This window comes from Flavobacterium sp. LK-23 (assembly GCF_058135255.1).
Genome location: NZ_JBYUVT010000002.1, coordinates 117,254 through 140,813 on the forward strand (window position 1 = coordinate 117,254; position 23,560 = coordinate 140,813).

24 protein-coding genes are annotated in these 23,560 nt (G+C 33.5%); 9 read left to right on the plus strand and 15 right to left on the minus strand.

The features are described from left to right. The first annotated feature begins 199 nt into the window (after positions 1–199). On the plus strand, positions 200–1,516 hold the full coding sequence (locus tag AC3Y25_RS03950; protein ID WP_489901816.1) for a T9SS type A sorting domain-containing protein: 1,317 nt from the start codon (positions 200–202) through the stop codon (positions 1,514–1,516). Between the two features lie 74 nt (positions 1,517–1,590). On the opposite strand, the gene argH is transcribed toward AC3Y25_RS03950, so the two are convergent. The 11 genes from argH to AC3Y25_RS04005 form a co-directional block, all read right to left on the minus strand. After that, complete coding sequence (gene argH, locus AC3Y25_RS03955) at positions 1,591–2,871, minus strand: argininosuccinate lyase (protein ID WP_489901817.1); 1,281 nt, start codon at positions 2,869–2,871, stop codon at positions 1,591–1,593. Positions 2,872–3,038: 167 nt separating this feature from the next. Then, on the minus strand, positions 3,039–4,109 hold the full coding sequence (locus tag AC3Y25_RS03960; RefSeq protein ID WP_057118419.1) for a M20 family metallo-hydrolase: 1,071 nt from the start codon (positions 4,107–4,109) through the stop codon (positions 3,039–3,041). A 259-nt stretch (positions 4,110–4,368) separates the two neighbouring features. Next, positions 4,369–5,142 carry an acetylglutamate kinase gene (gene argB / locus AC3Y25_RS03965; protein ID WP_489901818.1) on the minus strand — a complete coding sequence of 258 codons (774 nt, stop codon included), beginning with the start codon at positions 5,140–5,142 and terminating at the stop codon, positions 4,369–4,371. Between the two features lie 97 nt (positions 5,143–5,239). Further along, positions 5,240–6,193 (minus strand): N-acetylornithine carbamoyltransferase, encoded by a 954-nt coding sequence (locus AC3Y25_RS03970; protein ID WP_489901819.1) that lies wholly within the window; start codon positions 6,191–6,193, stop codon positions 5,240–5,242. A 99-nt stretch (positions 6,194–6,292) separates the two neighbouring features. After that, positions 6,293–6,682 carry a GxxExxY protein gene (locus AC3Y25_RS03975; protein ID WP_489901820.1) on the minus strand — a complete coding sequence of 130 codons (390 nt, stop codon included), beginning with the start codon at positions 6,680–6,682 and terminating at the stop codon, positions 6,293–6,295. A 107-nt stretch (positions 6,683–6,789) separates the two neighbouring features. Continuing rightward, positions 6,790–7,551, minus strand: coding sequence for a glutamate 5-kinase (gene proB / locus AC3Y25_RS03980; RefSeq protein ID WP_489901821.1), 762 nt, complete (start codon positions 7,549–7,551; stop codon positions 6,790–6,792). Between the two features lie 209 nt (positions 7,552–7,760). After that, on the minus strand, positions 7,761–8,954 hold the full coding sequence (locus tag AC3Y25_RS03985; RefSeq protein WP_489901822.1) for a glutamate-5-semialdehyde dehydrogenase: 1,194 nt from the start codon (positions 8,952–8,954) through the stop codon (positions 7,761–7,763). Between the two features lie 96 nt (positions 8,955–9,050). After that, positions 9,051–10,190 carry an aspartate aminotransferase family protein gene (locus AC3Y25_RS03990; RefSeq protein ID WP_489901823.1) on the minus strand — a complete coding sequence of 380 codons (1,140 nt, stop codon included), beginning with the start codon at positions 10,188–10,190 and terminating at the stop codon, positions 9,051–9,053. Between the two features lie 159 nt (positions 10,191–10,349). Continuing rightward, complete coding sequence (argC, locus tag AC3Y25_RS03995; protein ID WP_489901824.1) at positions 10,350–11,327, minus strand: N-acetyl-gamma-glutamyl-phosphate reductase; 978 nt, start codon at positions 11,325–11,327, stop codon at positions 10,350–10,352. Next, complete coding sequence (locus AC3Y25_RS04000) at positions 11,320–12,513, minus strand: argininosuccinate synthase (protein WP_248726407.1); 1,194 nt, start codon at positions 12,511–12,513, stop codon at positions 11,320–11,322. Before AC3Y25_RS04000 ends, argC begins: the two co-directional genes overlap by 8 nt. 55 nt (positions 12,514–12,568) lie before the next feature. Then, on the minus strand, positions 12,569–13,216 hold the full coding sequence (locus AC3Y25_RS04005; protein WP_248726406.1) for a GNAT family N-acetyltransferase: 648 nt from the start codon (positions 13,214–13,216) through the stop codon (positions 12,569–12,571). A gap of 201 nt (positions 13,217–13,417) precedes the next feature. On the opposite strand from AC3Y25_RS04005, the gene AC3Y25_RS04010 reads away from it, so the two are divergent. Further along, positions 13,418–13,585, plus strand: coding sequence for a hypothetical protein (locus tag AC3Y25_RS04010; protein WP_162615021.1), 168 nt, complete (start codon positions 13,418–13,420; stop codon positions 13,583–13,585). A gap of 102 nt (positions 13,586–13,687) precedes the next feature. Here AC3Y25_RS04010 and AC3Y25_RS04015 read toward each other — a convergent pair whose 3' ends face one another. After that, positions 13,688–15,958, minus strand: a complete 2,271-nt coding sequence (locus tag AC3Y25_RS04015) for a M1 family metallopeptidase (protein ID WP_489901825.1) — start codon at positions 15,956–15,958, stop codon at positions 13,688–13,690. 185 nt (positions 15,959–16,143) lie between these two features. Between AC3Y25_RS04015 and AC3Y25_RS04020 the strand changes: the two genes are divergently transcribed. From AC3Y25_RS04020 to AC3Y25_RS04030, 3 genes are all read left to right on the plus strand, one after another. Then, positions 16,144–16,995 carry an aldose 1-epimerase family protein gene (locus AC3Y25_RS04020; protein WP_489901826.1) on the plus strand — a complete coding sequence of 284 codons (852 nt, stop codon included), beginning with the start codon at positions 16,144–16,146 and terminating at the stop codon, positions 16,993–16,995. An 8-nt stretch (positions 16,996–17,003) separates the two neighbouring features. Beyond that, positions 17,004–17,552, plus strand: coding sequence for a GNAT family N-acetyltransferase (locus tag AC3Y25_RS04025; protein ID WP_489901827.1), 549 nt, complete (start codon positions 17,004–17,006; stop codon positions 17,550–17,552). A 110-nt stretch (positions 17,553–17,662) separates the two neighbouring features. Beyond that, positions 17,663–18,217, plus strand: coding sequence for a DUF3575 domain-containing protein (locus AC3Y25_RS04030; RefSeq protein ID WP_489901828.1), 555 nt, complete (start codon positions 17,663–17,665; stop codon positions 18,215–18,217). Positions 18,218–18,220: 3 nt separating this feature from the next. Here the strand turns inward: AC3Y25_RS04030 and AC3Y25_RS04035 are convergent, their stop codons facing one another. After that, positions 18,221–18,445: a VF530 family protein gene (locus AC3Y25_RS04035; protein ID WP_489901829.1), complete on the minus strand. Its 225-nt coding sequence runs from the start codon at positions 18,443–18,445 to the stop codon at positions 18,221–18,223. A 110-nt stretch (positions 18,446–18,555) separates the two neighbouring features. After that, positions 18,556–19,194, minus strand: a complete 639-nt coding sequence (locus AC3Y25_RS04040; RefSeq protein ID WP_379800535.1) for a hypothetical protein — start codon at positions 19,192–19,194, stop codon at positions 18,556–18,558. A gap of 141 nt (positions 19,195–19,335) precedes the next feature. On the opposite strand from AC3Y25_RS04040, the gene smpB reads away from it, so the two are divergent. The 3 genes from smpB to AC3Y25_RS04055 all read left to right on the plus strand — a co-directional run bounded on the left by smpB (position 19,336) and on the right by AC3Y25_RS04055 (position 21,605). Then, positions 19,336–19,791, plus strand: coding sequence for an SsrA-binding protein SmpB (smpB, locus tag AC3Y25_RS04045; protein WP_095927676.1), 456 nt, complete (start codon positions 19,336–19,338; stop codon positions 19,789–19,791). A gap of 82 nt (positions 19,792–19,873) precedes the next feature. Beyond that, positions 19,874–20,512: a putative periplasmic lipoprotein gene (locus tag AC3Y25_RS04050; RefSeq protein WP_250835699.1), complete on the plus strand. Its 639-nt coding sequence runs from the start codon at positions 19,874–19,876 to the stop codon at positions 20,510–20,512. Positions 20,513–20,597: 85 nt separating this feature from the next. Beyond that, positions 20,598–21,605, plus strand: coding sequence for a helix-turn-helix domain-containing protein (locus tag AC3Y25_RS04055; protein WP_489901830.1), 1,008 nt, complete (start codon positions 20,598–20,600; stop codon positions 21,603–21,605). 28 nt (positions 21,606–21,633) lie between these two features. Here AC3Y25_RS04055 and AC3Y25_RS04060 read toward each other — a convergent pair whose 3' ends face one another. Further along, positions 21,634–22,275, minus strand: a complete 642-nt coding sequence (locus AC3Y25_RS04060) for a protein-L-isoaspartate(D-aspartate) O-methyltransferase (protein WP_250835697.1) — start codon at positions 22,273–22,275, stop codon at positions 21,634–21,636. A 246-nt stretch (positions 22,276–22,521) separates the two neighbouring features. Here AC3Y25_RS04060 and AC3Y25_RS04065 point away from each other — a divergent pair, with 246 nt between their 5' ends. Then, positions 22,522–23,487, plus strand: a complete 966-nt coding sequence (locus tag AC3Y25_RS04065; RefSeq protein ID WP_095927680.1) for a Gfo/Idh/MocA family protein — start codon at positions 22,522–22,524, stop codon at positions 23,485–23,487. Positions 23,488–23,560: the final 73 nt, after the last annotated feature.

Consider the following 23,560-nt stretch of genomic DNA (forward strand, 5'->3'; position numbering starts at 1 on the left):
CTTTAAAACCTTTCCTATTTTCTAAAATATCTCTACAGATCGTACTACAATTAAATAGTGTAAAAACAACACTTATAAATCTGTAAATCAAAACTTTAAAAACATAAATATTTGAAAAATTAATTTGAAATTCTTTTAATTCTTTTACATTTGTGCAATCGATTACATTGACTATTAAACCACAAAAAACCACACTTAAATGAAAACAAAACTTATTGCATTGGCCTTACTTATGCCATGCTCCTTTCTATTTGCGCAAAATTATTTTATGAGTGCACCAGAAGGATTTGGAGCTTCTGCCACTGGCGGAGGAAATGCAACTCCTGTGACAGTGACTACCTTAACCGATTTAACAGCAAAATTAAAACTGACTACTCCGCAGGTTATTTTAGTTTCAGGAACTATAAATTGTTCCTACACCAGCCTCCTAGTAAATGACAAAACCATTATTGGTCTTCCTGGTGCTAGATTAGTGAATCTGGATCAAACTGCTACTGGTTCTGGAATTTTAAGTTTAAAACCGGGATCAAATAATATTATTATTAGAAATCTAATTTTTGAAGGCCCCGGTGCGTATGATGTAGACGGACGTGATAATCTTACTTCAGAAGCGACAAACATCTGGGTAGATCATTGTGAATTTCAAGACGGAATGGATGGAAATTTTGATAATAAAGGCGCAGCAGATAATGTAACGGTTTCTTGGTGCAAATTTATTTATTTGAAAGCCCCAAAAGCTGGAGGCTCTGGTGGAGCCGATGATCACCGTTTTTCTGATTTAGTTGGTTCTTCTAAAACCGACGCTCCTTCTGACGGACATTATAGCATCACTTTTAAAAACTGTTATTGGGCTGAAGGCTGTAAAGAAAGAATGCCACGAGCAAGAAATGCCGAACTTCATATTTTAAACTGTTACTACAATACATCCGTTTCGGGTTCACTTGCAATTGGTTTAGGCGGCGGAAGCAACAACACAACATGTTATGTAGAAGGAACTGATTTTGCCAAAATCGGAACGGCTTTTAAAAATTATGTAAGCACAGATGGTGGAACAATTGGAATTGCTTTTACTGATTGTTTGAATTCGTCTGCAAATTCAGGAACAACTGTTGTAAAACCTTCTTATACTTATAGCGTTTTACCAATAGCCAATGTTGCTGGATTTATTTCAAACGCTTCTTGCGGAGCTGGAGCAACGCTTCAAGTTACTGCTCAAGGCGCTGTATCAACGAGCTGCAACAATTTGGGCTTAAATGATAATGTAAACAATCTAGATTTAAAATATTATCCGTCAGTTATCAATCGTCTTTTGAATATTGATTTTTCAAGTTCAGATAATGGTTTGGCACAAGTTGATCTTTTTTCTTCTAATGGCGCAAAAGTATATTCAAATTCCAAAAATGTTTCTCCTGATGAAAAACTAGAATTGAATGTTGGAAATCTTGCTAAAGGAATTTATGTATGCAAAGTTCAAATCGAAAACCGAAGCAAAACTTTTAAACTGGTAAAAAACTAAATTTACACCATAAAAAAAGGTCATTGAAAAATCAATGACCTTTTTACATTTTATATCTTAATTTTCACACTCACTTAAAAAGCAGCTTTCATTTTATCCTTAATTGCATCAAGACATAAATTATTAATACTGCCTTCGTGCGTATGTTTAGTTTCTTTTGGAGATTTGTATGTTCCCGCTTCCAATTGTTCTGCAACCGCTTTGTAAGCATCTCTAAACGGCATTCCAGCTACCACCATTTCGTTTAAAGTATCTACAGTAAACAAATAATCGTATTTTTTATCTTCTAAAATATGATCTTTCACCGTAATATCTTTGATTGAAAAAATCGCAATATCCAAACAAGATTTTAAAGTTTGAATCGCTGGAAATAAACCTTCTTTTAAAAGCTGCAAATCTCTGTGATAGCCGCTGGGAAGATTATTGGTAATTAAAGTGATTTCGTATGGAAGCGCCTGAATCTTATTGCATTTTCCTCTGATCAATTCGAAAACATCTGGATTCTTTTTATGAGGCATAATGCTAGAACCAGTTGTAAGATGTGCCGGAAGGCCAATAAAATCAAAATTCTGACTCATATACAAACAAACATCCATAGCAAATTTTGACAATGTACCTGCTACGCTTGTCATCGCAAAAGCAACGGTTTTCTCTGCTTTTCCGCGACTCATTTGTGCGGCAACTGCATTGTACTTTAAGGTTTCAAAACCTAATTCCTTTGTTGTAAATGTTCTGTTGATTGGAAAAGAACTTCCGTAACCCGCAGCAGAACCTAACGGATTCTGGTCTACAATTTTAGAAGCTGCATTCAACATTGTGATATCATCAATCAAGCTTTCAGCATAAGCAGAAAACCACATTCCGAATGACGATGGCATAGCAATTTGCAAATGTGTATAACCTGGCAATAAAACGTTCTGGTGTTTCTCTGCCGATTCCATCAACAAATCAAACAATGTTTTTACTTGCTCTTTTATTGCTTTTAATTCGTCTTTTAAATACAAATGAACGTCTACTAAAACCTGATCGTTACGAGAACGCGCGGTGTGGATTTTCTTTCCGGCATCGCCTAGTTTTACGGTTAGAAGATATTCGATTTTTGAATGTACGTCTTCGAAACTGTCTTCGATTTCGAAATTCCCAACTACAATATCAGCAATGATTTCGTTTAATGCATCAACTAAAGATGTTGTTTCTTCTTGCGTTAATAAACCAATCTGTCCCAACATTTTCGCATGAGCAATTGAACCTAAAGCATCATATTTTGCCAAAACCAAATCCAGTTCGCGGTCGTTTCCAACGGTGAATTGTTCGATTTGTTTATCTGTTGGTATTCCTTTTTCCCAAAGTTTCATAGGTCATGTTTTTTTTTGCCACGACTCGAGCGCTAGCGAACTGGCGAAGCAATTCACGAATTATTTTTGATAATCTTTCTGATTATATTTTTTGAATTAATTCGAATTAATATCTCGTTTAGATAATAAAAAAAATAATTCGTGAATTCGTGGCGGTTTTTCTTTTCTTATAATTTAAAGAAATCAGTTAGTATCTTGATATACAAGTCGACTCCTTCTTCAATTTCATTTACAAAAATAAATTCGTCAGCTGAATGCGAACGTAATGTTTCTCCAGGTCCTAATTTCAAAGACTGACAGCTTAAAACCGATTGATCTGAAAGTGTTGGCGAACCATAAGTTGTTCTTCCTAATGCAATTCCAGCTTGAACCAAACCGTGCGCAACTGGAATAGACGATGCGTTTAAATGCATTGATCTAGGAGTTACTTCAGCATTTACATTTGCTTTTACAACTTCCAAAATTTCAGCGTTTGTATAACGGTCTGTTACACGAATGTCTACAACCAAATCACATTCTGATGGTACAACATTATGTTGTTTCCCTGCGTTGATTTGTGTTACAGTCATTTTTACTGGACCTAGAACGTCTGAAATTTTATCGAATTTATAGTTTTTAAACCATTCCATTACCGGAATTGATTTGTATAATGCGTTATCGTCATTTTGATGTGCGGCGTGGCTTGCGGTTCCTTTTACTTTTACATCCAAAACTAAAAGTCCTTTTTCAGCAACTGCTAATTGCATTAAAGTTGGCTCTCCAACAATAGCACAATCTAATTCTGGCAAATGTTTTAAAACACTATTTAATCCATTTTTTCCACTGCTTTCTTCTTCGGCGGAAGCCACAATTACAATATTGTGTGATAGGTTTTGATTTTCGTAAAAATGAACAAACGTCGCTAATAATGAAACTAGACATCCACCTGCATCATTACTTCCTAAACCGAATAGTTTTCCGTCTTTTTCGATTGCTTTAAACGGATCATTTGTATAAGCTTGATTTGGTCGTACAGTATCGTGATGTGAGTTTAATAAAAGTGTTGGTTTGTTTTCGTCGAAATATTTGTTAAAAGCCCACACATTATTGTTTTCTCTCTTGAAGGGAATTTCATTCTGATTGAACCAATTTTCTATTAAAAGTGCCGTCTGGTCTTCTTCACTTGAAAATGAAGGGGTTTCGATTAGGCTTTTTAATAAACTAATTGCTTCTTGGGTAAGCGTATCTATACTTTTCATAAGTTTGGTTTCTTTGCCACGAAGGCGCGAAGTCACAAAGTTTTTTAATTTAAATCTGTGACATTTTTGATTGGCGCAAATTTCTAAAATTAAATTCTAAAAGCACTGCGCAGCTCCGTTTTTTTGCCACTAATTACACGAATTTTTACAAATTATTTTTTTGTTGTAGATTTAAAATCAAAATGAACTTTTTAGTGTACATCTAAAATAATTTTCTCTTTTAATAGAGAAAATTAATGTCAATTCTTGGCAACATTTTTTATAATGTAATCGTTGTATGCGGAATATCTGAATTTTGAAGCATTTTATGATGCCCAATCTTAATTTTCTGCACACCTCTCGACAAACTATTGAAACAATTATCCAATTTCGGAATCATTCCAGAATGGATTACTTTTTCTTCTTTTAGCTTATTGTATAATGCTTCGTTGATTTCTGTAATTACAGACGAATCGTCTTCTGAATCTTGCAAAACACCTTGTTTTTCAAAGCAATATGTTAGTGTAACACCAAAAACTTCAGATAATGCAATTGATAATTCGCTCGCAATCGTATCAGCATTGGTGTTTAGCAATTGTCCATTTTTGTCGTGTGTAATTGCACAGAAAACGGGAACAACTCCTGCTTCTAATAAAGTTGCCAGTAATTTAGTGTTGACTTGTTTTACATCGCCTACAAATCCATAATCGATTGTTGGGTGATTTCTTTTTGTTGACTGAATTAAATTTCCGTCAGCTCCAGAAAAACCAATCGCGTTATTGTCTTTTGCCTGCAATTGCGCTACAATATGTTTGTTGATTTGTCCGGCGTAAATCATTACGACAACATCAAGCATCGGGGCATCTGTAATTCGGCGACCGTCAATCATTTGCGGAACTAAACCAATACTCTGCGCCATTTTTGTAGCCGATTTTCCACCGCCGTGAACTAAAACTTTATAGCCTTCAATTTTAGAAAAATCGATTAAGAATTGTTCTAATTCTGCAGGATTGTCGATGATGTTTCCACCTATTTTTATTACTGATAATTGCATAAGATTCTAAGGTTCTGAGATTCTAAGATACTAAGTTTTTTTGTGCAAAGTTTCTTAGCATCTTAGTAGCTCAGAATCTTAGCAACTTTAAAAAAAATTACATTTTTTTAAGAATCTTCTGTAAAACTAATTGCGCTGAATACGTTCTATTATTCGCTTGTTCGATTACGATTGAATTTTCTCCGTCAAGAACTTCGTCACTTACAATTACATTACGACGAACTGGAAGACAGTGCATAAATTTTCCGTTGTTGGTTAGAGCCATTTTTTCCGCTGTAACGGTCCAATTTGGATCGCTGTTGGTTACTTTTCCGTAATCGTTGAAGTTACTCCAGTTTTTTACGTAAACGAAATCTGCATTTTCAAAAGCCTTATCTTGGTTGTATTCGATTGTACAGTCTTTTGTAATTTCTGGACTTAACTCGTAACCTTCTGGATGTGTGATTACAAAATCCATGTCTTTTTGCATCTGCATCATTTCTACGAATGAATTGGCAACTGCCTGAGGCAACGCTTTTGGATGCGGCGCCCATGAAAGAACCACTTTTGGTTTGTCTTTGTGTCTAGGTTTGAATTCTTCCATTGTAATCGCATCTGCCAATGACTGCAAAGGATGACGAATAGCACTTTCCATGTTTACAATTGGCACAGTAGCATATTTCAAGAATCCTGAAATTACAGTTTCTTGATAATCTTTTTCTTTATCAACCAAACCTGCAAAAGCACGAATTGCGATAATATCACAATATTGAGAAACTACTTCTGCAGCTTCTTTGATGTGTTCTGATGCACCAGAATTCATTACAGCTCCATCTTCGAATTCTAATGTCCATCCTTCGTTGGTAAAGTTCATTACCATAACATTCATTCCTAAATTTAAAGCCGCTTTTTGAGTACTCAAACGCGTTCTTAAACTTGGATTGAAGAATAACATTCCAAGAGTTTTATTCTTTCCTAAACTTTGATTTTTAAGCGGATTCTTTTTGATTTTTATCGCTTGCTTTACCCATTTTGATAACGAGTTGATGTCTTTTATTGAGATATAGTTCATTTGTTTTCTTTTGTTTTTATTTTTTTATATGCAATTCCTAAAATTAGACGCGGATTATACTGATTCGCTATCGCGAAGACGCGGATTGAGACGGATTTTTTATATTCTTACTTTTTTGCTATTCTCAAAAATTTTTCTTCGAAATTCTGGTTTTGTTCCAAAATTTAGAAGTAAACCTACTTCGCAATCTGTACCTCTTAAATAGTTTAAAATTTGGTTTTCAAATTCCATTACGATACAATCTGCTGCTTTTAATTCTAAAATAATTAAATCTTCCACTACCAAATCTGCATAATATTCGCCTACTTTTATTCCTTTATAATAAACGATGATTTTCTTCTGTGCTTCAACGTTAAGCCCTTTATTCTTTAATTCTAAATACAACGAATTTTGATAAACTCTTTCTAAAAATCCATATCCTAACTCATTATAAACTTCATAAAAAGTTTTGATAATTACTTCGGTTAACTCTTGATGCAATAATTTCATAAAAAACAAATTTGAATGAAATATACTACATAAAATTTAAAACCAAATATAAAATCCGTTTTAATCCGCGTCTTCGCGATAGCGAATCCGTTTCATCCGTGTTCTATCTACACAATCTTGGTAAACGGAATTTCGTCTTTTAATGCCTTTAAAATAAAATTATCGTTTAATCCATTGACAATCCAAGTTTCGATATTCGCTGCTTTTGAAATTGCTGCTGCTTCTATTTTGGACTGCATTCCTCCTGTTCCGTGTGATGATTTCGATTCTCCGATTTCCTTTTCTAAGGTCTTTAAATCATTTACCAATTTGATTGTTTCTGGATTTTCATCGTGAATAGAATCTTTCGTGTAAATTCCATTTGTATTGGTGGCAATAATCAGAATATCAACATTTAACAGCACTGCCGTTAAAGCGGCTAATTTGTCGTTATCTCCAAACCTAATCTCATCTGTTGCAACAGTATCATTCTCATTAATAATCGGAATGTAATTGTTTTTAACTAATACATTAATGGTATTGACAATATTCTTTTTGGTCTGCTCTTTTTCGAAATCAGAATAAGAAAGTAAACACTGCGATGTATTTAAACCTAAATCCTTGAAATTTTCATTGTAAATCCGCATTAAATGAGGCTGTCCTATGGAAGCTAAAGCTTGTTTTACAAAAACATCTTTATCTTGATTGTCAAGCTTTACAAATTGCTTTGCCGCCGCAATTGCTCCTGAACTCACTATGATAAATTCATATTCGTCGTTTAAAGCTGCAATCTGTATTCCAAGGTCTTCAATCTTTCCTCGCGAAATATGATTGGTTTCTTTGGTTAAAGTATTGCTTCCTATTTTTAATAAAATCCGTTTTTTTGCCATGTCTTTTGTTTTTGCCACGAAGGCGCTAAGGCACTAAGTTATTTTTAACGCAAAGAGCGCAAGGTTTTTTATATTGTTTTTATTTACAAACGCTAAGTTCGCAAAGCTTCATCTATAGTTAAATTCCAAAAAATAAATTCCAAATTCCAATAATCTTAAATCAAAAATCGTCAATCATCAATCTAAAATCTGAACTCCAAAATCTAAAATTACCTAATTTGTCCTTCTCCATACACGTACCATTTGTTTGTTACGAGATGTTGAAGACCAATTGGACCTCTTTGGTGAAGTTTATCGGTACTTATTGCTAATTCGCCACCAAGTCCAAATTGTCCGCCGTCTGTAAAACGGGTTGAGGCATTTTGGTATACTGCTGCAGCATCTATTGCTTCCATAAATTGCTGTGCCGTTTCGTCGTCTCTTGTTATAATTGCTGCAGAATGTCCTCCACAATATTTATTAATCATATCAATTGCATGATCCTGAGAATCGATTGTTCCAATGACAATTTTGTAATCTAGAAATTCTTCATACCAAATATCTTCGTTTTGAAGCGTTTTGGTATTTTCGAAATTTGCTAAAGATTTATCGACAATAATTTCCACTTTTGCTTCTATTAAAGCCTCAATCAGCATTGCTGTGAAGCCTTCAAAATTAGGAAGTTTCGAATCTATTAAAACTTTATCCAAAGCATTACAAGCTGAAATTTTAGCTGTTTTGGCATTTAAAATTACTTTTAAAGCCAAATCTGTATCTGCTTTTTCATGAACGTAAACAAAATTATTTCCTCGTCCGCTTACAATTACAGGACACGTTGCATGTGCTTTTACAAACTCAATTAATTTTTCTCCACCTCTTGGAACTATTAAATCGACTTTTTGAGTTGGTTTTTCTAAGAATGCCTGAGTCTCTGTTCTGTTATAATTCAGATACTCCACCCAGTCTTTTGAAACTCCGCTTTCTTCCAAAGCTTTATGCCAAAGACTTACGATCTTCAAATTTGATTTTAAAGATTCTTTTCCTCCTTTTAATAAGATCTTATTTCCGGATTTAAAGGCAATTCCTCCCGCTTCTATTGTAACATCTGGGCGGGATTCGTAAATAATTAAAATCGTTCCAAAAGCAGCAGTTTTATTGACCACTTTTATTCCATTATCATGAGTAAAGTGAAAACGCTCAACGCCAACGGGATCTTCTTGAGAAGCTAATTGGTTTAATGATAAAATCATTTCGTCGACTTTTTTATCATCTACTTTTAAGCGTTCTTCCATCGCTAAATCGGAACCGTCGTAATCAGAAAGATCTTCCTGATTGGTTAGGATAATCTCATTCCGTTCCTGTTCGACCAGCTTTGTCATAGTCCGCAAAACCGCATTGCGTTTTTCAATTGATAATGGATTCATAATTTCTAGTTGGTTGGTTGTTTTTCGGTTGTTTCTTTTTATCGAAACTTATTGATACCTAACAGGTTTTAAAAACCTGTTAGGATAATTTTGTATTTAGTTTTTTAATTCTTCTAAGCTTTCTTTTAAAGCTTTTACAAACGTATCAATATCAGCTTTTTTCACAGTAAGTGGCGGTAAAATTCTCAATAGATTTTTATTGTTGGCACTTCCTGTAAAAATGTGTTTTTCGATAATTAGTTTCTTTCTTAAAGCAGCTACATCAAAATCAAATTCTACTCCAAGCATTAATCCTTTGCCTTTTACTTGTTTGATTCCGTCAACTTCTTTGATTTTTTCTAAGAAATATTCATAAACTTCGTTTACATTCTTTTGTAAATCTAGTTTTTCAATTACGTCTAAAACTGCAATTCCTGCTGCACAAGATAAATGGCTTCCGCCGAAAGTTGTTCCTAATAATCCAAAACTTGCTTCAAATTTTGGAGAAATTAAGATCGCTCCAACAGGAAAACCGTTCCCCATTCCTTTTGCAACCGAAATAATATCAGCATTGATTCCGTGATGCTGGAAAGCGAAGAATTTCCCGCTTCTTCCGTATCCTGACTGTACTTCATCTAAAATTAAAACAACATCGTGTTTTTTACATGCTTTTTCTAATGCTTGAAAAAATTCTGTTGTTCCTTGGTCTAAACCTCCAACTCCTTGAATTCCTTCAATAATTACAGCCGTAACATCGCCTTTAACCAATTCGGCTTCAACTAATTCGATTTGGTTAAGCGGTAAAAAAGTAACTACTTGTTGTGCGTTGATTGGCGCAACAATTTTCTTGTTGTCAGTAACAGCTACGGATGCAGAAGTTCTTCCGTGGAAAGAATTATCAAAAGCTACAACTCTTGATTTTCCGTTATGGAAAGAAGCTAGTTTTAAAGCATTTTCATTGGCTTCAGCACCAGAACTGCATAAAAACAATTCGTAATCTTCAAGACCAGATAGTTTCCCTAATTTCTGAGCCAATTCCACCTGTAAAGGATTCTGAATGGCATTCGAATAAAAACCTAAGTTATCTATCTGATTTTTCAATTTTGCTACATAATCTGGCTGTGTGTGTCCGATAGAAATCACACCATGTCCACTGTATAAATCTAAATATTCTACTCCTTTGTCGTCAATAATTGTACAATCTACTGCTTTTACTGGAGTTATGTCGTATAATGGGTAAACGTTGAATAAGTTCATTTTTGTTTTGTTTATTTTGTTTCAGGTTTCATGTTTCATGTTTCAAGTTACTCACTGAACGTGAAAACTAAAACTTCAAACCTTAAAACTAGTTATGTTTCTTCGTATCCATTTCGAGTCACGCACAGAACGTGAAACCTGAAACTTGAAACTAAAAAATTAAAATCCGCTTGGTTTCAAATGTAAACCTGTGGTTTCTTCTAATCCGAACATTAAATTCATATTTTGAATTGCTTGTCCCGAAGCACCTTTGGTTAAGTTATCGATAATTGATGTTATTAAAACCCGGTTTCCTTTTTTCAATAAACTAATGATACATTTATTCGTTTGCACCACTTGTTTCATGTTGATGTTTGTCGTGGTAACAGTTACGAAAGGTTCATTTTTATAAAACTCTTCGTATTTAGCAACCAATTGCTCCAAACTATCATCACATAATGTATATAAAGTTGCAAAAATTCCTCTTGGGAAATCTCCTCTGTTTGGAATAAAAAGCAATTCGCTGTCAAAATCGTCTTGTAATTGAACCAGACTTTCTGAAATCTCACCTAAATGCTGGTGTTCAAAAGCTTTGTAATGTGACATATTGTTGTTTCTCCAACTGAAATGAGAAGTTTCTGAAAGACTTACTCCCGCTCCTGTACTTCCCGTTGTGGCATTAATATGAACATCATTATTCAGCAAATTATGTTTTGCTAAAGGCAATAATGCCAATTGAATAGCAGTTGCAAAACAACCTGGATTTGCAATATAATTTGTCTTTTTGATTTCTGCTTTATTGATTTCAGGCAATCCGTAAACAAAATCTTTTCCTTCGAAGTGCGCATCTTTATTCAATCTGAAATCATTTCCCAGATCAATAATTTTGGTATGACTCGCAAACTGATTTTCTTTCAAAAATGAAATTGATTTTCCGTGACCTAAACACAAGAAAACAACATTCACATTTGGATTGATTTCATCCGTGAAATTCATTTCGATATCGCCCATCAAATCTTGGTGCGCTACAGAAAGTGGCTTCCCAGCGTTTGTTGTACTGTAAACAAAATCGATGTTTACTTTTGGGTGATACATTAAAATTCTGATGAGTTCTCCGGCCGTGTAGCCCGAACCACCAATAATTCCGACATTAATCATGATCTAATTTGTTTACAGATGAGAATATGTTTTGTGCATTTCCTAAAATCTTGATAAATCCTTTTGCATCGTCAGATGTCCAAGCATTGTTCATTTCGCCGTATTGACCGAAACCTGTGTTCATTAAATCATTTTCAGATTCGATTCCGTCAAGTGAGAAATGGTATGGTTTTAAAGAAACTGTTACCGTTCCGTTTACTGTTTTTTGTGTGTCTTGCAAGAACGTTTCAATGTTTCTCATCACTGGATCTAAGAACTGACCTTCGTGAAATAACATTCCGTACCAGTTTCCTAATTGTTCTTTCCAATATTGCTGCCATTTACCAAGCGTATGTTTCTCCAATAAATGGTGCGCTTTGATAATTATTAATGGAGCTGCTGCTTCAAAACCAACTCTTCCTTTAATTCCGATAATCGTATCTCCAACGTGAATATCTCTACCAATTGCATAAGCGCTTGCCAGTTTTTCTAGAGCCACAATATTATTTGATGGTTTATCCGTTTTTCCATTTAAACCAACTAATTCTCCTTGTTCAAAATGAAGCGTAACTTTTTCTTCGCCTTCTTTTTGCAATTGAGAAGGATACGCTTCACTTGGCAACGGTTGGCTTGAAGTTAGAGTTTCTTTCCCTCCAACACTTGTCCCCCAAAGTCCTTTATTGATAGAATATTGTGCTTTTTCCCAAGAATAGTGAACTCCGTTTTGAGCTAGATAATCCACTTCTTCTTGTCTTGACAATTTTAAATCTCTAATTGGCGTAATGATTTCGATTTCTGGAGCAATAGTCTGGAAAATCAAATCAAAACGAATTTGGTCGTTTCCTGCACCAGTACTTCCGTGAGCGATTGCAGTTGCTCCTACTTTTTTCGCATATTTTATAGCTTCAATTGCCTGAAAAACACGCTCAGCACTAACTGATAACGGATAAGTATTGTTTTTTAATACATTTCCGAAAATCAAGTATTTTATAGCTTTATCGTAATACTTATCTAAAATCGTTAAGTTGGCGTGCTGTGCACTTCCTAACTCGTAAGCTCTTTTTTCTATTGCTGATAATTCCTCTGCACTAAATCCTCCTGTATCAACAAGAACGGTATGAACCTCATAACCTTTTTCGTTTTTTAAATATTTCAAACAATACGAGGTATCTAATCCTCCGCTATAAGCTAATACTACTTTTTTCATTTTTTATAATTTAGGCTAATACTTTCGTATATAGCAGTTTGAGATTTCTTTTTAATTAAATTTTGAATAAAAAAACAAATGACAATAATTTGTTTAAGAATAAAGCCTGTTTTATTTTTTTAAGTCTGCTTAAAACAGCCTCGTTAAAAGGATGTCTCGGTGGTGTTTTTTGTTTTTCTTTTGGATCGTACAACATTCCAGTGCAAAGACACATTTTGTTTTCTTTGCTCTGTAAAATTGGGAAGTTAGTACAGGTTTTACAGCCCGCCCAGAAACTTGGATCGGTTGTCAATTCTGAGAAAGGAACTGGTTTATAGCCTAATTCAGAGTTAATTTTCATAACAGCTAAACCTGTAGTAATTCCAAATATCTTAGCATCTGGAAATCTTTTCAAAGAATAATCAAAAACTTTGGATTTTATTTTTTTGGCCAAACCATGACTTCTATAATCTGGATGTACAATTAATCCTGAATGAGCGACAAATTTTCCGTGCTGCCAGCTTTCTATATAGCAAAAACCTGCAAATTTTCCGTCTGCCAAAGCAATCATCGCATCACCATTTGCCATTTTTTTCTGAATGTACTCAGGAGTCCTTTTAGCAATCCCCGTACCTCTTAATAAGGCAGACGATTCTATCGTATCGCAGATTTCCTGCGCATACTTAAAGTGTTCTTCTTGAGTTACAACAATAGAGATCTTCATTTCAATTATTGAAGTTAGAGTTAAAAATTAAAGCATATTGATTCGCTTGAAATCCAGAATTGAATCCAATAAAATTAAGCATAAAAGAAGTAAACACCTCAAAACCAAAACATTGATTAAGAAAATTTACAAAATAATAAATACTTTTAGGATGCGTTTGTCCAATGGACAAATTATGTGATTTCAAAATGAAAAATGGATATGAATAAATATACGGCTATAAAACTCAGTGAACACTATAGAGATAGTGTCCGTACTTCGGGAGAAGTAATCGGTGAGTTTGTCCGTGACAAAGAAGTTATATGTAAACTTATTTTATTCATCGGTGCAAAAGTACATTATTTTTTTATTTACAAAACAAAAAATTAAAATTCTAACATTTTTTTTAGGTTTTGTTAATATATGCAAAAACAAAAACCCGATAATTATCTCTAATTATCGGGTTTTAAATAGGTTATATCTTTATAATTTTTACTTCTTAGTAAACTGCATTATTTGTCCGTTATCTAAAATTGTCATGTCAAACGCATTTTTAGCTTCATTAAATTTAAATTTTAATCCCGCTCTTTTCGATTCAAATGTGTCTTTTTCGCCTGCTACAGGCTCTAATGTAAACTTAGGATAATTTGGAAGTTCGGCAACTAAAGCACTATTTTTTTCTGTCAGTTCAATAGTTAAAGGAGATTTTGCTGTAGCATATTTACCTAAATATCCATCTAAAATAATATCTTTTTCCAATTTACCTTTTGCTGCTGTCCAAACATTATTTGAGTCGTTATTATCTGGAAAAACATGATCAGGATCTAACGTAATACTTTCAATTTCTTCTGTAGAATTGTGTTTGAAACACCAGCTATTATTACGCTGCCATACTTCTACCGGAAGATTAACTCTAGTCACTTTTCCGCTTTTTGTTTTCACATCTAAAACAATTGGCATTGGCATTTTATCAAAATTTTCAACTGTGATTATGGCACCTTTAGCAGGATCGTTTTTCACATATTTTACAGAATTAACACCTTGATCAAAACGCCAATTGTTTACGTACCAGCTTCTCCAGAACCAGCTTAAGTCTTCACCAGCCACATTTTCCATAGATCTAAAGAAATCATCTGGTTGTGGATGTTTATATGCCCAACGCTGAATATAGGTTCTAAAAGCAGTATCAAAACGCTCTTTTCCTAAAATCTGTTCTCTTAAAATTACTAAACCTGCACTTGGTTTAAAGTAGCATAACATACCAATATTAGCTTCCTTCATATTATCAGGAGAACTCATAATTGTTTCTAAATTGGGTCTAGTAAACGGTTCTGCTTGTTCGTGCAAATCTGTTGGCTGTTCTTTGTACTCTCCATTATTAAATGCAGCAGTGCTTAACGAGTTAATAAAAGTGTTAAATCCTTCATCCATCCAAGCAAATAATCTTTCATTAGAACCAACAATCATTGGGAACCAAATATGTCCGAATTCATGATCTGTAACTCCCCATAAATCTGCTCCTTTAGATTTCCATCCGCAGAAAACAATTCCAGGATATTCCATTCCTCCTTCATTACCTGCAACGTTTGTAGCTGCTGGATAAGGATATTCGAACCATTGTTTAGAATAATGTTCAATTGAAGCTTTCACATATTCTGTAGAACGTCCATAAGCACCTTGCCCATCACTTTCAACTGGATAAGCAGACAATGCTAATGATTTTTTACCGCTTGGAAGGTTAATTTTAGCTCCGTCTAAGATAAAAGCCGGAGAAGATGCCCAAGAAAAATCACGTGCATTTTTGATTTTATAATGCCATGTTTTTTCAGTTCCTGAGTTGCTATTTGCCGTTGCGTTAACTTCATCGGCAGTACGAATCATAACTGTTTTGTCGCTGTTTGAAGCGTCTTTATATCTTTTTAATTGCTCAGCAGAAAATACTTCCTGACCGTTTAGCAATTCTCCTGAAGCTACAACATAGTGATTTCCTGGAACTGTAAGTTTCACATCAAAATCTCCATATTCTAAGTAAAACTCAGACGCACCTAAATAAGGAGCTGTATTCCATCCTCTAACATCATCATACACACACATACGTGGGTACCACTGTGCAATCGTGAAAATTTTTCCATTTTTTGTTTCCAAAACTCCCATTCTATCAGAGCCCTCGAAAGGCGCGATGAAAGAAAATTCGATTTTAACTTTTACAGAGCCTCCTTTTGCAGCTAATTCTTGTGGAAGGAAAATCTGCATTCTTGTGTCTGTAACTATGTATTTGGCAACTGTTTCTGTTTTAGTTTTTCCACCAGTAATTACTTTTACAGATTTAATTTTATTTCCACCATCAAAAACTTGTCCTTGGGCTCCGTTACGGCTTCCTGTCAAAGGCACTATAGCGTTTCCTCTAGAATCTTCTTTAAATAAATTCTGATCTAAATTCAGCCAAAGAAATGATAATTTATTAGGACTATTATTCGTATAAGTAATTTCATCTGTCCCTACAATCTCATTTGTAGTTCCGTTTAATTTTGCCGTAATCTGATAATCGGCTCTATTCTGCCAATACTCAACTCCTGGCTCACCACTAGCTGCGCGAGTTGATGTAGCATTTTTGGTGTAAAAATGAGGTCCAAAGGCATCATGATAATTGTAATTGTTTACCGGATTTGCTGCTGTCGCTGACGGGGTTTGCTGCGCCCATACTGAAGAAATCCCAAAAAATAAAGCCGCGGTTAAAATGGCTTTTGCAGATTGCTTTTTCATATTTTTTAGCTGTTTATGTAGCAAATTAATGAAAAAAAAAGCTATTTACAGAGAAACTTTAAAACATAAATTCAATTTTAGCAAAATTTTATCAATAAAATAATTTAAGCCTTTTTCTTAAAAAACTAAATTTTATAAAATATATTTACATCTCTATAAAAAATATTCATTTTATATTCAACATTGTGACTACAACTATTTCAAATTCAATATTAAAAGCTTCCATTAAACATGCTGGAGCTGAATTATTTTCATTAAAAGACAATCAAGAAAACGAATATATCTGGGAAGGCAATCCAGATTTTTGGGGCAAACATTCTCCCGTACTTTTTCCAATTGTAGGAACTTTAAAAAATAACACCTACACAATCAACGAAAAAGAATACCATCTGCCACGCCATGGTTTTGCTCGTGACATGGACTTTGAATTGATTGAAAAAACGGAAAATAAAGCTGTTTTCTCTCTTCAATCTTCTGAAGAAACATTGCAGAAGTATCCTTTTGAATTTGAATTGCAGCTTATTTATACGCTTAATGAAAACGCATTGGAGCTTGAATACAAAGTCATTAATAAAGGAAAAGAAAAAATGCCTTTTTCTATTGGAGCGCACCCAGCAATTGCTCTTCCTGATCATTTTGAAAATTATGCCCTTCAATTTGAAAAAGAGGAAAGTTTAAAATATTACCTTCTTGAAAACGATTTGATTTCGTCTAAAACTAAAATTTTAGATACCAAAAACAATTTAGTCCCTTTAAATTATGAACTATTTAAGAACGATGCTTTAATCTTTAAAACATTAGAATCAAAATCTTTAACCATTTTAAACAATTCAAAACCTTATATAAAAGTTGATTATAAAGATTTTCCAAGTTTAGGAATCTGGACAAAAGAAGACGCACCTTTTATCTGTATTGAACCATGGCTTGGATATTCTGATACTGATGAAAATACAGGTGATTTATACCAAAAAGAAGGAATTTTGATATTGGAAGCCAACAAAGATTTCAGTGCAAAATTTAGTATAACAACGTTATAATAAAGAAAATGTTAGATTTTAACTTTACTCCATTTCCTGTAATAGAAACAGAACGCATACTTCTAGATAGGCTTAATAACAAAGACGTACAAGAAGTATTTGAACTACGTTCTAATCCTGAAATCATGAAATTTATTCCAAGACCTTTAACAAAAAATCATGAAGACGCTTTGGAACACATCAAAATAATCAATGATAAAATTGACGATAACACTGGAATAAATTGGAGTATCAGACTAAAAGGCAACCCTAAGTTGCTTGGAATTATTGGTTTTTACAGATTGCAACCTGAAAATTACCGAGCAGAAATAGGTTATATGCTTTCAGCTGATTATCATGGAAAAGGAATCATTCCAGAGGCTGTAAACCGACTAATTAAATTTGGTTTTGAAGATTTAAAACTTCACTCCATAGAAGCTGTAATTGATCCAGGAAATCATGCCTCAGAAAAAGTATTGCAAAAATGTGGATTTGTTAAAGAAGCGCATTTAAAAGAATCAGAATTTTGGGAAGGAAAATTTCTTGATAAGGTAATTTATTCATTATTAGAAAAGTAGATTTTTATTCTTGTTAAAATAATCTTATAGGCAATTGTTCTCTAGCATTATACGTTATATTTGCGCTCGAAATCAGCAAAAAAAGCTGTTTTTGAATCCAAAACATTTTTATGAAAAAAATACCTGCCCTACTTGTTCTTTTATTTTGTATGCAATTACAAAGTCAGACATTTGTAAAATTTAACGGAGCAACTGCTTTGTTTTTAGTTCCTAATATTGGAATAGAAACTAGCATTGGAGAGAAAACCACATTTAGTGCCGATGTAATGGCTTCTTTCTGGGAATCGTTTAACGGACACAATCCAATGAAATTTATTACTATTACTCCAGAAGTACGTTACCATTTTAAAGAAAAATATAACGGTTTTTATGTAGGAGGACATATTGGAGCCGATAAATACGAATTGCAAAAATGGAATTATTGGGACAGTAACCGTTATGAAGATGGTTTTGGCTACAGACTTGGTGCTACAGTTGGTTACAACCTAAAACTAAGTGATAAGTTTTTACTTGACTTTTTTGTAGGCGGTGGATGGCACCAAGGTTTTTATCACGGATATTATAATGATGGAACTCCAGGAAGGTATGAAAAAGCCCCAAACTATAACAAAAGTGGTGAATGGCTTCCGTACCGTGGAGGAGTTATGATCTCTTACAAATTATAAGAGTCAACTGAACTTGGGAAGCGTTTTTACATAAAGCTCTTCTACTTTTTTACGAGCCCAATCTGTTTTTCTCAAGAATGTAAGACTCGATTTTACACTCGGATTCGAATTAAAGCATTTTACTGGAATTAATTCTCCTAAAGTATCAAATCCATAATGATTGACTAAAGTTTCGACAATTTTTTGAAGCGTGATTCCGTGAAGGGGATCTTTAGATTGATTTTGCATTTTATACTTTTTAGATAATAAATCAAAAAGACCGTACTAGGAAAAGTACGGTCTTTTCTTTTTGCAAAATTACTAAAATAGAATTTTACGATAATCAAATAAAGAATAAATTAGAATACGAATTTAAATCCAACAGAAACAGGAGAGGTCAAATTTGGGTTACTTCCTGCTAAAGCTGTATTGTAAAACGGATCTACATTTGCAACATGTGCTAAACCAAAATTGGTAACTGTAGTTTTGTCTCCAGTTTTAGGATCAAGTGTTGTTGATGTAAAGTTGGCCAAATCATAAGAAAACTCCACAGAGAAATTCTTAGTTACGAAATAATCAAATCCACCTGATAAAGACAATCCAACTTGATTTACTTTTAACTCACTTTCTTTTTCTTTACCTGTAATAATAGGCACTGCCAATTGTCCGAAGAAATAAAGTGAACCAGCAACATTCCAGTATTTTCTAACTAAAGGCTGCGCTACAAATAGATTTGTTTTTGCTGCAGTTCCAGCATCAGAATCTGCTTTAATGTTGATAAAACCAACTCCTGCACCTACAGCAACAGATGGCGTTACAAATGTTCCAACAATTGGCAATACAGATAATGTAGTGTTTTTTTCATCTGCCGTTTTCGTTTGTTGATAACCGAATTGAGAGGTTGCAAACCATGCTCCTTTTAGTCCTTGAGTTGAATCCTGGGCTTTAGCGGTTAAACCCATAATTACAACGCCGACTAGCGTTACAATTTTTTTCATTATTAAATTTGTTTTAGAAATTATGAGACAAACTTAAAAGGAAGCGTTTTTGTCCTAGATGATTAAAATCATAGATTAAAAAAAAACTTTAATTATCTTAGCCCTCATGAAATTTTTCAATTTTGTCTTACATTTGCAGCTATGATAAAATCAGTCAATATATTAAACAAAAGAGCCCGATTCGATTATGAAATAATCGATACGTACACTGCTGGAATTGTTTTGGCAGGAACAGAAATTAAATCTATACGTTTAGGGAAAGCAAACATTACCGAAAGTTTTTGTGAATTCAGTGGTATGGAACTTTTTGCCATTAATACTTATATTGAAGAATATTCTTTTGGAAATCAATTCAATCATAAATCTAGAAGTGAGCGAAAATTACTTTTAAACAAAAAGGAGTTAAAAACGCTACATAAAAGTGTACAGGCAAAAGGACTTACTATTATCCCTTTGAAATTGTTTACAAATGAAAAAGGTTTAGCCAAATTACAGATCGGCCTTTGTAAAGGAAAGAAAAACTATGACAAACGAGAATCTCTAAAGGAGCAAGATACCAAACGAGATTTAGACCGCATTAAAAAAGCTTACAACTAGTAAGCTTTTTTATTTTTATACAAAACACTTATAATTAACATTTTATAGTTATTTTTACTTATAACCAATTTAACTGTAAAATATGAAAAAGTACTTAGTTTTGTTTTTCGCTATTGCAGCGTTTTCAAGTTGTAGCAGTAATACTTCTATTGTAAACAGCTGGAGAGATCCTGATGTAACGATTGCTCAGGAACAATTTAAAAAAGTTTTGGTTGTCGCTTTGGTCAAAGATGAGGCTTCGAGACGAATTACAGAAAACAGAATTGCGGCAAGCAATCCAGTATTTAAAACGTCATATCAATACTTAAATGCAACTTCACAATTATCACAAGAACAAAAACTAAAGGTTTTACAAGACGAAAATTTTGACGGAGTAATCAGTATGCGATTAGTCAGCAAAGAAAAAGAAGTTAATTACGTTCCTGGCACTTATACAGGAATGTATTATGGAGGTTTTGACGGGATGTATACAGGAATGTACGGTTATGGATTTGGAAACTGGTACGGAATGTATTCTCCAAATTTTTACGATCCTGGATATTACCAAGAAACCACATCTTATATGGTAGAAACCAATGTGTTTTCACTAAAACAAAACAAATTAATCTGGACAGGAACTACAGAATCGCAATATGTTACCGATTTAGGACAAACCGTTGATGCGATAATGCAAGCTGTTGTAAAAGAAATGAGAAAAGACGGATCACTTCCTCCCAAATAAAACATAAAGAGCAGTATTTCAAAAATGCTGCTTTTCTTTTGCTTGAAAAATTGACTAATTTTGTCAAGACTAAATCTTTCATAGAATGAAATCACTTTTAAAAAATGCTAGAGAACAGAAAAGTTTAAAAACTCGTGAGTTAGCTCAGCTTGCTGATATTGATCAGGCTTTGATCAGTAAATTTGAATCTGGAACTCGAAAACCAACAAAAGAGCAAGTAACCAAATTATCTCAACTTTTAGAGATTGATTATGAGACTTTAATGGTTGCTTGGCTTAAAGAGAAAATTCTGTATGAAATTGGCAATGAAGAATTTGCATTGAAAGCCTTAATTTTAGCTGAACAAGAAATTCAAAACAATAGAAAAGAAATCAACTCAGCATTACTATCTTCTATTCAAAATATCTTGGATGAAATTGAAATCTTAAAAAATAAAATTCATTCTTTTAATCATTTTGAGTACCGTCAAATTTCAAAAACTTTAGAAATAGAATTTATTTTTAAAAGTATTCATTTAAACAAGAATCCACTAACCTTGGAAGAAACTAAACTAATCTTAAATGAAGGATTGACCATTTCTGGAAAAAGTATGCAAAATCATCTTGAAGCCATTAATTTTCAAGAAGCAACATTTTACATTAAAGATCTAACTCAAAAGAAAACAGCATTTAATGAAAAAGATTTTCTTTTGCTTCATACTTTTATTTTTAAAGAGTTGGAATCTGAAAGTTCCGGAAAATATATCAATGATAAACTTATTATACGCGAAATGAGTTTATTTTTTAATTGGTACGAAACCCAAAAAAACAATCTCCATCCCTTAATTCTCGCATCTGAAGCTCATCTAAAAATAGCTGAAATTAAGCCTTTTGAAAATGGAAATCTTCAAATGGCAAATCTAGCATTAAACTGGATTTTAATCCAACATAATTATACATACTTCACAATTGATGAAAATCAAAAGAGTATAGATGAGTATTTTTCTGTTTTGGAGGAAAGTCAGATTCAGAATGATAAATCAATTTTTATTAATTATATAATTAGAATCGAAAAAGAAAATCTAAAAAGAGCGATACAATTAATCGAAAAATAAAAAAGCCCAGCTAAAACTGGGCTTCGTATTAATTTTTATCTTCTAATAAAGGAACAAATCTAAACTCTCCAAACTCATGTTTTTCAAATTGAGTTTCATTCTTTCTGATTAATAAAGTCATAATCTGAACATCTTCTCCTAAAGGAATAACAAGCCTTCCTCCTATTTTTAACTGAGCCATTAAAGGCTGCGGAATAAAAGGCGCACCTGCTGTAACTATAATACTGTCAAACGGAGCAAAATTTGGCAATCCTTTATAACCATCTCCAAAAGAAACATGCTTTGGACGGATATTTAACTTTGGGAACAAATTAGAAGTTGTTTTAAATAATTCACTTTGTCTTTCAACGGTAAATACTTTAGCGCCTAACATAAATAAGACGGCAGTCTGATAACCAGAACCAGTTCCTATTTCCAAAACTTTATGATCTTTCTTAACTTCAAGCAATTGCGACTGAAAAGCCACCGTATAAGGTTGAGAAATGGTTTGTCCCGCACCAATAGGAAATGCCTTGTCTTGATAAGCGAAATCTTCAAAACTTGAATTTAAAAAAAGGTGTCTTGGGATTTTTTTTATGGCATCCAAAACCGCTCTATCAGTAATTCCTTTTTGTTCTAAAGTCGTTACTAATTGATTGCGAAGTCCTTGATGTTTGGCAGTGTCTTTCAAAATGGGTAAGTTTTATTTTCGCAAAAATAAGAAACAAAACAGGATTTCAAATATTGATTTTTAAATATTAAATTAATAAAGCTAAAAGTTGAAATATGAATTGCGAAATATAAACCGTAAAACGTAAAACATCGACCGTTAAATATCGAAAGCCACAACTCATATTTACATTTCACATTTCACAATTCGGTAAATTCATTTTCACGTTAAACAAATAAATTATATTTTTGTTTAAAATACATTCTCATGTTAAAAGTAGGAGTTTTAGGTGCTGGTCATCTTGGTAAAATACATTTACGCTTATTACAACAATCTGACAAATACGAATTAGTTGGATTTTACGACGAAAATCAAGAAAATGCCGAAAGAATCTCTAAAGAGTTTGGCTATAAAAACTTCAGCACAATTGCAAAACTTATTCACGCTGTCGACGTGATTGACATTGTAACTCCGACACTTTCACACTATAAATGTGCAAAAGTTGCCATCAAATCAGGAAAACATATCTTTATTGAAAAACCAATCGCTAATACGGTTGAAGAAGCGGAAGAAATTATTGCTTTGGCAAAAGAGTACAATGTAAAAGGGCAAGTTGGTCACGTAGAGCGTTTTAATCCCGCTTTTATCGCTACAAAAAACATGATCGAAAACCCGATGTTTATTGAGACGCATCGTTTGGCCGAATTTAATCCGCGTGGTACAGACGTTCCTGTGGTTTTAGATTTAATGATTCATGATATTGATGCCATTTTAAGTGTAGTAAATTCAAAAGTAAAAGATATTCATGCCAGCGGTGTATCTGTAATTAGCGATACTCCAGATATTGCCAATGCCAGAATTGAATTCGAAAATGGTTGTGTAGCGAACTTAACAGCAAGCAGAATCTCATTAAAAAACATGCGTAAGTCACGTTTCTTCCAAAAAGATGCTTACATTTCTGTTGACTTCTTAGAAAAGAAATGCGAAGTGGTCCGTATGAAAGATGCGCCAGAAGTTCCTGGAGATTTTGACATGATTCTTCAAAACGCCGAAGGTGTAAAAAAACAAATCTATTTCACCAATCCAGATGTCGAGCAAAACAATGCAATTCTGGACGAATTAGAATCTTTTGCAAATGCAATCAATACAGATACTACACCAGTTGTAACACTGGAGCAAGCTACAGATGCTTTGCGCGTGGCTTATCAAATTATTGATTGTTTCGATAAATAAATTAAAGAATTTTAAAAATAAATTAGCCACGAAATTCGCGATCAAGTTGCGAATTCGTGGCTAAATCGTAAAA